Source organism: Marinospirillum insulare DSM 21763 (assembly GCF_000686905.1).
Taxonomy (GTDB): domain Bacteria; phylum Pseudomonadota; class Gammaproteobacteria; order Pseudomonadales; family Halomonadaceae; genus Marinospirillum; species Marinospirillum insulare.
On sequence record NZ_JMLW01000047.1, the window covers coordinates 1 to 9,873 of the forward strand.

At 40.0% G+C, this 9,873-nt stretch carries 7 protein-coding genes; 2 read left to right on the forward strand and 5 right to left on the reverse strand.

The window, feature by feature from the left end; translation table 11 throughout:
* Positions 1-149 precede the first annotated feature (149 nt).
* Positions 150-332, forward strand: a complete 183-nt coding sequence (locus tag BP27_RS0112865) for a hypothetical protein (RefSeq protein WP_027851889.1) — start codon at positions 150-152, stop codon at positions 330-332.
* Positions 333-359: 27 nt separating this feature from the next.
* On the opposite strand, the gene BP27_RS0112870 is transcribed toward BP27_RS0112865, so the two are convergent.
* The 5 genes from BP27_RS0112870 to BP27_RS0112890 form a co-directional block, all read right to left on the reverse strand.
* Complete coding sequence (locus BP27_RS0112870) at positions 360-3,494, reverse strand: conjugal transfer protein TraG N-terminal domain-containing protein (protein WP_027851890.1); 3,135 nt, start codon at positions 3,492-3,494, stop codon at positions 360-362.
* A gap of 2 nt (positions 3,495-3,496) precedes the next feature.
* Positions 3,497-5,356 (reverse strand): conjugal transfer protein TraH, encoded by a 1,860-nt coding sequence (locus BP27_RS0112875; RefSeq protein WP_027851891.1) that lies wholly within the window; start codon positions 5,354-5,356, stop codon positions 3,497-3,499.
* Positions 5,343-6,416, reverse strand: a complete 1,074-nt coding sequence (gene traF / locus BP27_RS0112880) for a conjugal transfer protein TraF (RefSeq protein WP_027851892.1) — start codon at positions 6,414-6,416, stop codon at positions 5,343-5,345. The genes BP27_RS0112875 and traF overlap by 14 nt, the downstream gene beginning before the upstream one ends.
* A gap of 15 nt (positions 6,417-6,431) precedes the next feature.
* Positions 6,432-6,881, reverse strand: a complete 450-nt coding sequence (locus BP27_RS0112885) for an RDD family protein (RefSeq protein ID WP_027851893.1) — start codon at positions 6,879-6,881, stop codon at positions 6,432-6,434.
* Positions 6,882-6,980: 99 nt separating this feature from the next.
* Positions 6,981-7,445 (reverse strand): metal-dependent hydrolase, encoded by a 465-nt coding sequence (locus tag BP27_RS0112890; protein ID WP_027851894.1) that lies wholly within the window; start codon positions 7,443-7,445, stop codon positions 6,981-6,983.
* Positions 7,446-8,591: 1,146 nt separating this feature from the next.
* On the opposite strand from BP27_RS0112890, the gene BP27_RS0112900 reads away from it, so the two are divergent.
* Positions 8,592-9,416: a replication-relaxation family protein gene (locus tag BP27_RS0112900; protein WP_027851895.1), complete on the forward strand. Its 825-nt coding sequence runs from the start codon at positions 8,592-8,594 to the stop codon at positions 9,414-9,416.
* Positions 9,417-9,873 lie beyond the last annotated feature (457 nt).

Genomic DNA, 9,873 nt, shown 5'->3' on the forward strand with positions numbered 1-9,873 from the left:
AAACACTTGGAATGAAAACACCAAATGAAGTATTGTTTGAAGAATTACAGGCTGTTGCACTAGCAAGTTGAATCCAAGATATAAAGCATTGATAGAGGGTCAATATACGCTATAATGTATATTACATTAAATTAATCAAAGGTGAATTAATGGATAACTCAATTTTTAATTTTATTTTTTATAGCATTTTTATCGTTTGCATTTTGGTCGTTGGTTTTGGGGTTATTAAAGCGCTTGTTAAAGGTGAAGATTTTGTTGAACCCGATCCTGAGGTAACAAAAAGATTCGAAAAATCTTTATCATCAGCTTTTAATGATCCATTTGATCGCTGAAATAATTCCCATCCTTGGGGAATTACTTTAAAACTTTAAACCTTTATCAAAAGGAATTAAAGGAATGTTGCCCACACGACTATACTCATCATCAACATTCCGCAACCCTGAATATTCATTTAAATTCACATGGCTTGATGCATCTAAAGCAACCCCATTACCAAAAGGACTTTCTAATGAGTTATGGAACTGCTGCACACCTTCTCTGGTAGCTTCAACTTGTTGCACCCCACTTTGCTCAAATCTATGGTTATCAAATTGGTTTATTTGTTGACCCGAAAAGCGCACCTCACCTTTATCTCCGTAGCTTAAATTATTTAGCCTCGTCAAAGAATCGCCGGAAACTGCATAATAATTATGATTACCTTCATTATCACTAGATCGGTACACCATATCATAGGCGCCATTATTATTAGCAATATGCCCTACAGGATCAAAGTTATTTCCTCCTATTGAAAAGCTTTGTAAATCGTTATAATAACTAGGTGCTTCTCCATTATCTCTGATCATACGAGATACTGTATCCATATTAACTTTTTCTAAGTTTGAAGAATTTAAAGAATCAAGCCTTTCTGCGACACGGTTATCTTTTTCACCATGATACTTTTCTTGTGCACCACCAAATGATGCATCAACTTGATTTTGAGCACCAGAAATTAATGTCCCTCCTGCAACTTGAGCATTATTACTAACCTTGCTTACAGGTACATCTCCACCTCTATCTTTATCAACATTTCTGATCGGCATGTTTGGATCTTCGCCATTATTAACATTACTAATATCTTGCTGGTCTACCCCCTGACCAACCGTAATATTCCGCTCTCTGGACACATCATCAGAAACCTTTTTAGCATAACTTTCAGCCTGTTCAAATGACTTAACCCTGCTTTCAATCGTTGCAAACGCATCAGAGTTTTCGTAGGCACTCTGTGAAGCAGCTACATCGGCATGCTTAATACTGGAACCGGAGCTATTGCTAGTACCTAGACTAAAGTTTTCACCCTGATCATTTTTAAACACTAAAGAACCATCTTCACCGTAGCTAGCTGTAACTTTCGTAGCATCCCTATAACCTGCTTCAGCTGTCCCACCAACGCGAAATGTTGCAGACGGACCGTTTGATCCGAAACCCACATCAACTCCTGATTGTGCGGCAATTTTCTTAAATGTCTCTTGGGAATTTTCATCTGTATATTTAGCAGAATGTAGCAAACTGGCAACATTTTGTATCGTTCCATTCATTGCTTCATCTTCTTTAAAAACCAAGTTATTACTTTTATCAATAGAAGCATTTTGTCCATAAGAAGATAGCTCTTTTGCTGACTCAGTAGCAGTAGAGGTCACAGCATTACTAAGAGCCTCTTTTGACGTATCAACCTGCTCCCTTGCATCAGAAAGCCTTCTGGCTTGCGATTCGCTAATACTCTTATCAGCGGCTTTGCCATGCAGTGACACTCCTTGCCCACCCAGGTCTGTTGACTGGTTTATACCACTCCCTGCATAATTTTCTGAGACCGGTGCTCGCCCTGTAACACGAGTTTGCATATCATCATATTTGTTTGCTGAATAAGTGTTTGTGCTAATGTTTCCAGCCCTAAAATTACCAGCAGCGGCATCTTGTGCAGCGCCTGATGCATACTGCGCCCCCGATGCCCTATCCAGCATTGAAGTTAAAGCCATTCCCGTGCCATTAATAATCCCCCACATAAGTGTAGGAACTAATGTAGCCATAAACCCAATGGCAATAATCATATTGTCACTAAACGCATTCGATGCACCTGCATTCATCAAAGACAAACCAAAAACAGCGGGATCAGCTGTGCCATAAACACTGTTAGCTGAATTAGCGTAATAAGACTCCATCATAAAATTAACAATATGCAGTGCAGGCCACCAACTAGCCAACCACACCACCGCTTTCATATAAGAGCCACCCAGCTTTGCCCCCATGCCAGGCACCAACATTAAAATAATGATTAAAGGTGCTATACCCATCAAAAACACCTGAATAGCAGCATACATATAGCTACTCATGTCTCTAAATAAAACGCTCGCTGTGTACCAACCTGTTTTTTGGCTACGTTGAGCATTATTAATATTCATGGCCAACAACGTAGAATCAGCACCCAGCACTTCTGCTTGATACTGCCCCACCCCATTAACAACATCAATAATTGCACCCTGCATAGCCATACTGGTAGCAGTACTAGCTGATTTACCCAATAAGTCGCCTGCTATGCTAGAAGCAATATCTGAAGATAAAAGCGCATCACGCGAATATTGAGGAAAAACCCGTTTACCGATAGAGCTTAAAGAATCACCAATATGTGCTTTTAATTCAGTTTCTAGCTGAGCTATACCTTCACCACAGCTAAAAATACCATCAAATTCTCTATATGGGCTATCACTACCAAACTCACTCATAGGTTTTGATGTATAAAATTGCACAAATGCAACGCCTGTGTTTGCTGGGCTATCTTTAAAGTACTGCAACAAATCAGTACTATTAGCCATTTCATTTATACTCATTTGCCGTGACACCAACCTTGGTACAGCACACTTAGACACCCACTCTTTAAAATTTCGAGCAATATTAGGATCAGTAATGCGTAACTCAGTCATATCCTTGGTAATTGCCGACTTAGCCCCAAAAGGCAAAACACCTTCTGGTAAGCTGGGGTTATTTGTTATCGGTTTTGTCATGTAGGTTTCTAGCAGGTTGGTTAGTCCCGTTCCCAAATAGCTAATTGATGCCATAGGTATTGCAATCGCCCCAGGCACTTCAGCCACGGTATTGTGCGTGGGCGTACCCGATACATAAACCATTTCTTTCACTAACACATTTACCTTTAGGCCAAAAACAGCATAGGTTAAAAGCATAAAACCCATAAAGTAGCCAATCAGTTTTTTAGGATTTCCACCAATCAAACCTGTACCGGCACTAATGGCTAAGCCCAGCATTGCTAAAGCTAAATAAATGCTCTTGAACCCACCACTTTTAACAATGCCAGATAAAGCATTCAATATATCTGCGACTGCATCTGCATTGGCATAGGCATTAAATTCCCAATAATCACCCCCCATGGGGGATGCGTTAACCGTACCTGCGGATAGCAATAGCAAGCCTAAAAAAACAAAAAGCTTTATCCGTGAGTTAATCATGTTTAACGCCCCGACATTTTTGACAAGCCTTCGACAAAACTCTGTCCATCTAGCCCAATTGCCATACTGCCTTCCAAGACATCTTTGTTGATGGACTTGATTGTTGACATAATGTTTTCTATACGCTGTTTATAAAAATCAACATACTTAACCTCTTGCGCGTAAGAAACTGCTATTTCATCTTGCATATCAAACATTATTTTATGAATTTCATTGGGCAAGCTAGTAAAAATTGTGTTGATATCGTCATGCTTTGGTGTCACTACAGACGCTATCATTTCAGTTAACATGGCATTAACCACACCGTAAGAAATTAACAATGCATTAGCTTCTAAAAGCTGGGCGGCAACTGTAGGCGTGGCTGCGGCAATGTTATAAACCTCATAAATGGGGATAGGTGACAAAGCCATAAGCTTTTGCTCAGGAGGATCAAACTTTGCGTCCGTACCACCTGCCGCTGCTTTTTGCACTGAAGAATCCATAAGGTCCGCGATATAAAACAAAATACCACCACTGGATGTTGTGCCAATAAACGAATGGTCAAAACTATCAAGTGATGGAGTGGCAGGATTTAAGCAGTTACCATCTTTAAGGTTGAATGACTCAGAAGGGCATTGGTAAAAAACCTTATCACCAGCTTTTGCTAGCTTAGCTTCACACCAACTGACTAAACGCTGCTTAGTATTTTGTTTTGCTATTTCTGAAGGAATAGATGCAGCCATGGTTCTAATAGCTTGGGGTTTACCACACATAAAAAGCGAAATTACATCTTGCCCAGAAATTGTCGCAGGGCGCTTTATAGGGTCTTCACCCTCTTTTTTTAAGTCAAATCCAAGCATAGACAGCATCAAATTGGCAAAAGCAAGGTTGCCTTGGATAGATTTAGAAAAATCATTATTAGCTTCTTCAGCATGACCACTATTATCTGGTGCTACACCATAGGCCTGTAACGCATTCCAAGTAATATTACCGTTTCTATTAGCCATTTTTAACCAAACATCTTTTTCAGCTGTACTTGTTTGTGCTGCTATGGTTTCAATTTGCTTATAGCTGGTAACAAAAGACCCGCCTGGTTCACAAATATCAGTTTTTTCAATGTTATCCGTAACCCCATATTCTCTGGCTAGCTGCATACACTCCTTAACCTTTAACTCAGCTTTAGGGTCAACACCTTTAACACCCCCATCCATTAGACCTGATACCCAATCCATGCCTTCTGTACCAAGATCCAGCCCAGCATTTAATCCAGCATCAATACCGCCAATAGCATTTGCTCCTGTTTTACCAAGCCCGCCAGCCATACCACCAAAAACATTACTAGCACTTTCACCCCCACCCATATCAATATTGCCCATCATCCCCACAAGTGCCTGACTAGCTTCACACGAGTTTTTTAATGAGGCAGATAATCGCTCCATGGTTGCATATAGTTTATTAAGAGAAGCCTCTAACGGAGCTGCAATGGCCTTTAAAGTCATCGAGTAAATAAGAGCAGGCACACCCTTAGCAATCGTCTTGAGATACTGGATGATTTCATCAGCGCTGATAAAAGCCATCCCCCCAAATGTAATACTGACACCATTACAACCCACGTTCACACTGGCTCGTTCAACGCTAACTAAATTGATTGCCTTGACGGGAAAACGCATATTGACAGACCCAGCATGAAAACCACTTTGGGTTGATGTCCTGAAAGTATGTGGATCAAGAGCAGTACCCATACCACCCTGCGAAGTGGCAATATTATTGATAGCATTTTGTAAGCTAGCATTGGCAGGAGCAGCACTAGTAAAAACCAAAGTAAAAGCCATTGCACAACTAAGAAACTTCTTAGCTATACGCTTTTTGTTATTTATCTGCATTTTTTGCCTCACCTTGTTTAATAACACCAGCAGCAACCCCAACACCTTCCCTAGCCCGTTCAAAAATATCTTTTGACTCAAAGTTAACCGCTGGACGGTTTTCACTAGCTGCATTTTTTAAACCTTTTTGAGCTGCATTTTTTGCAGCACCAAAAAAAGTAACTAATCTACGTTTGATGGTCTCTTGTGCCTCGACACCACTTGATACACGTATCCACACATCATCTTTAGGTAAATGTAAAAACAAATCTGGCACCATAAACACATCTAAATATTGAGCTGCAAGCTCTACATCATCCCCTGCATAACAAAAGCTCTTATCAAATCCTTCTAAGCACACTCCGTCTAATGGTGCATTGTATAAATCCAAACCTAGTTCCTGAGCCATCAGCCAGTTAGTTGGATACATTTTGTGGCAGTAAACACAATCGTTACGTGTGAACATCACCAAAAAACCACCTTGTTCAGCAATATCTTGCACCACTGTTTTGTTGTGATCAGTTAGTGCCCTAGCTGCTGCTCTCATTCCGAATGAACCGATAGGGTTTTCAATAAAGGGGTTCATATCTTGGTTTTGAATAATATTCCACTCCGCACTTTTCGCCGCAGTTACCGCTTGGTCAACTGCCCAATGCACAAATTTTTGATACTGCAAAACACGTGACACATCTTCTGGATACATGGCCAACTGCTTTGTTAGCTCCTTAAATTGCACCTGGCTAAAGTCATAATCACGCTTAGGATGCACAAACCCACAGCTAACATCCCACTCTAAAGGGTTAGTGCAATCTTTCGATTTTTCTTCTGGCTCGTTTTCAGTTAATTGGCTCTCTTCAATTAACTCTTCTTCAGGTTCATTTTTTTCTTCCTTTTCCTGATAACGCTCACCCCAAAACCAACCCTGCTCATAACTACGTGCTTCGGCAGCAAACGCATTTCCTACAAAAATAAAGGCCAATAAAAAAAACAGTAATCTTTTCATAGAGTCAACTTTATAACGTCGCAAATCACCGGCGGCAAAAAGCAGAGCAAAGCGGCGCTTTTTACCGTCCGAGTGCATTTGCTTTGTTATACCTTATTCACCGAATTTTACTGGCTCTGACTCATTGGTTCTGATGACAACGGTACCAGCTAATTTGTCATGCCAGCCTTGTTTCTTTTTGTCTATACCAACCCAGATAAGCCCTAGCCCCAAAGGTAGCATTGCTGGTATATAAGCGAAATATCTACCGATAGCTTGCCCGAGAGATAGCTTATTTCCAGTTTTTGCATCGACGATTTTTAGTTTGGTTGCCATTTTCCCTGGTGTGCCCAAAAATCGTAGCCAAAACCAAATTGTTGCAACAATGGGCGCGACCCATCCCAGCAGCACATCCCAAAAACCATAGATGAACTGATTAGTTAGCCAGTATTCCTCGCCATAAATAAACGAAAGCGGGACAGAAGTAACGATAAACATTATTACTAAGTCGATTAGAGACGCACCGAATCTAATCCAAAACCCTGCGTATTCTTGCTCTTTCATGCTTCTAAATTCTCCTTGTGGGTATAATTAATAATACAGTGTTTTTTGCTTGGTTAGCAAAATCTTGCAGACAAACGCACACCTTCTAAACTTAAAACATTATAAATCAGGATGCAAAACCTTGAATCCAGCCAAAGCGATCACAGCTAGCCACGCCATTATAATAGGTTTAATTTCTGAAATATGTCCTGTCTTCCACATATTTAAAGAATACCTTTTTTTGGTGCTTAAAATAGGCACGCCCATAGGTGTTCCTAAATCACCGACCCAATGCGATATAGCACCCAAACAAATACCAGCAACGATGCAAGATGCAATTAAGCTCATATCAAAATGACTAGTTACAGAGACACCCAAAGCATAACAAAACACCCAAAGCCAAGGTAAATGTGTAAATGTTCTATGTTTTATTCTGCCAAATTCTAAATAATCAGGCGCAGTACTACCCATCACCATAGCAATAAAAAAAGCAATAGAAGCAATAATCCCCCAAGCAGGATACATAAATAATATAACAATAATACCCCAAGGGTAGGCAAATCGCTTATGGCTTTTTTTTGTCATATAAAAAATCTCAATTTAATTTTCTATTACAGAATACTTGTATATCTTTATGGTAATAAAAAGCAATACACCAATAAAGCTAAAAAACACTAGCTAAATTGATGGTATCGCATAACAAAACTTTGTGAAGCATAAGTTTTGGTTAAGGCTTAAGTATTTTTTTTCGGGTTGGGGTTGGGGTTGGGGTTGGGGTTGGGGTTGGGGTTGGGGTTTTGCAGTATCAGGCCGGTAGTAATACTGGGGCATCGTATTATAGGCCGATACTGTTTCTTTTAAGTGACTAGCTTAGATATGAAGCCTGCGAAATTATTGCTAGGAACGAAAAAACAAAAACAGGAAAAACTAAGGCTCCCTAATACAGAGCTACCGTATTAAGGAAAGTTTTAACTGGATTTGTTTTTAGTTACGAAACAGGCTCCTTAATGCAGGGTTATCGCATTAAGGAAGTGGAGTAACAAGATTAAGCGCAAGGCTCTTTAATACAGGGTTATCGTATTAAGGAAAGCGCTTGATCGGCTGCACAAGGATGTGCAGCATTCAGCCGCCTGCATAGGCCACCCAGGTTCAAGGGGCGCTGGCTCTTTTCCAGCGCGTTGAGTGTGCTCTTTTCACACGAAACCAAGAAAGCAAAACAGCCTCGTTCCTCGGCTGGCTTTCGAAGCCCGCGAAGCGGGGTGGCCGATGCAATCGGCGGCTGAAGCAAGTCACGGATGGACTCCAGTGACGCGCAGTGAATAATTTATAAATTATCACGTAGGCAAGGCTTTAGCCGCGCAGGGAATTGCACTGCAATTTACGTAGCTGCAAGACAAAAGTCGCGCCAAGGAAAATACATTTTCCTTAAAGCACAAGGCGTTAGCCGCGTAGTGGCTTACATGTAAGCCACGAAGTACGGGGTATGCAGGTTTTTATGCTTTTGTTTAGTGGACGATACTCTTTTTGTATCGAGTCGCACGCTCTTTTGCGTAGACCTGCAACAGCAGCCACTACTCAGCTCTCTCATGCTGAGTGAAACAAAATCAAAAAACACTGCAATGCTTCACAGTTTTAATCTTTGCTATACACTTACCTGTGCAAAAATACTCATTTTTGCTATGCACAGGCATTTATAGCCCTATGCATAGCTCAGTGTATAGGTGGTTTTACGTGAACGACAGAAAAAGCACGATTGCATTTAGTGGTAAAGACTCTGCAAAACGTGCATCAGACAAGCTCAACCTTATGCTCAGGTGGCTCTGGCGGTGGAAGTTTTCAGACCACTACGTGCTGGGCAAATTGTGGGGTGTTGGCTATAGATCGGTTATGTCCACAGTAGCCAGCTATGAAAAAAAAGGTTTAATTGCCCGTGTTAAAGGGCCAGGTATGCCTAGTCATGTTTATTATTTAAAAGAGTTAGGTGCAGAACATGCCGCTCGAATTATGGCTGAAAGCCGATGGATTGATATGAAACCTGCTATATATGTAAGCAGGTTAGGCTTAAAACAAGTTCAGCATGACCTTGCAGTTCAGTATTTAATACTGAAACTAGAAAAAGAAGCTAAGGAAAAAACAGGATCAGGGATTGAAGTTATCAACGATAGGCAGTTACGATTTAATAATAATCTTTTATTTAATGAAGGTAAAAAAATACCCGATGCATTAATCAGATATAAAAATGGTGATTTATTTGCTATTGAAATGGTTGAAAGCATGTATGAAACTCAAGAGCGTAAAAGAGTTTTATGGCTACATGCTGAAGCTAAAGCTCATAATAAAATAAAAGGCACTATCTACGCCAGCACTTTAAAAAACTACTTAAGGTTGATACAGTCCGCTGCAAATTCAGACTGCGGTAGTTGGAAGTATTTAAAGGATAAAAAAAAGTGGATTAATGACCCGAAAGGAATTAAGTATGTTAACCAAGAGTACCTTAAAGAATCTATACTATTTATTGATTTATCTAAATACCGAAACCATCTTTACACGAGATAATGTAAATTATGAGTATTTTTAACAAGGCTGATAAGCATCTATTAGCTTTCATAGAGAACAGCAGCTTTAGCCCATCTATGATATTAATAGCATTCATTTTGTTAACTTTTATTTTCTGCCTTGTTCTTGCTTACAAAACAGGTGTAAGTGAACTACCAAGCAATTATTACAAGCAGGCTTACAAATACAACAAAGAGTCAAAATTAATAAAAAAGTCCAATGAAGAGATTGAGAAATCTATTAAAGAGTTGAAAAAAGATTTAAAGCATTTAACGATAAAGCTTTACAAAAATAAATTAAGATTCCTGGATTCAACTCTCAAGTGCAACTCATTAAACTAGGATTGGATGGCAAGCTGCTGTAGCATCTTATGCTTTTCAATCGACCAAGAATGAGAAGCAAACATGAGACACTACACACAGCTCACCAGAGAGCAACGATACCAAATATCTGCCCT

Excerpts from the sequence above, each read along its gene's own strand:
- BP27_RS0112865 (WP_027851889.1), top strand. The coding sequence starts at position 150 with ATGGATAACTCAATTTTTAATTTTATTTTTTATAGCATTTTTATCGTT.
- BP27_RS0112870 (WP_027851890.1), bottom strand. The coding sequence starts at position 3,494 with ATGATTAACTCACGGATAAAGCTTTTTGTTTTTTTAGGCTTGCTATTG.
- BP27_RS0112875 (WP_027851891.1), bottom strand. The coding sequence starts at position 5,356 with ATGCAGATAAATAACAAAAAGCGTATAGCTAAGAAGTTTCTTAGTTGT.
- traF (WP_027851892.1), bottom strand. The coding sequence starts at position 6,416 with ATGCACTCGGACGGTAAAAAGCGCCGCTTTGCTCTGCTTTTTGCCGCC.
- BP27_RS0112885 (WP_027851893.1), bottom strand. The coding sequence starts at position 6,881 with ATGAAAGAGCAAGAATACGCAGGGTTTTGGATTAGATTCGGTGCGTCT.
- BP27_RS0112890 (WP_027851894.1), bottom strand. The coding sequence starts at position 7,445 with ATGACAAAAAAAAGCCATAAGCGATTTGCCTACCCTTGGGGTATTATT.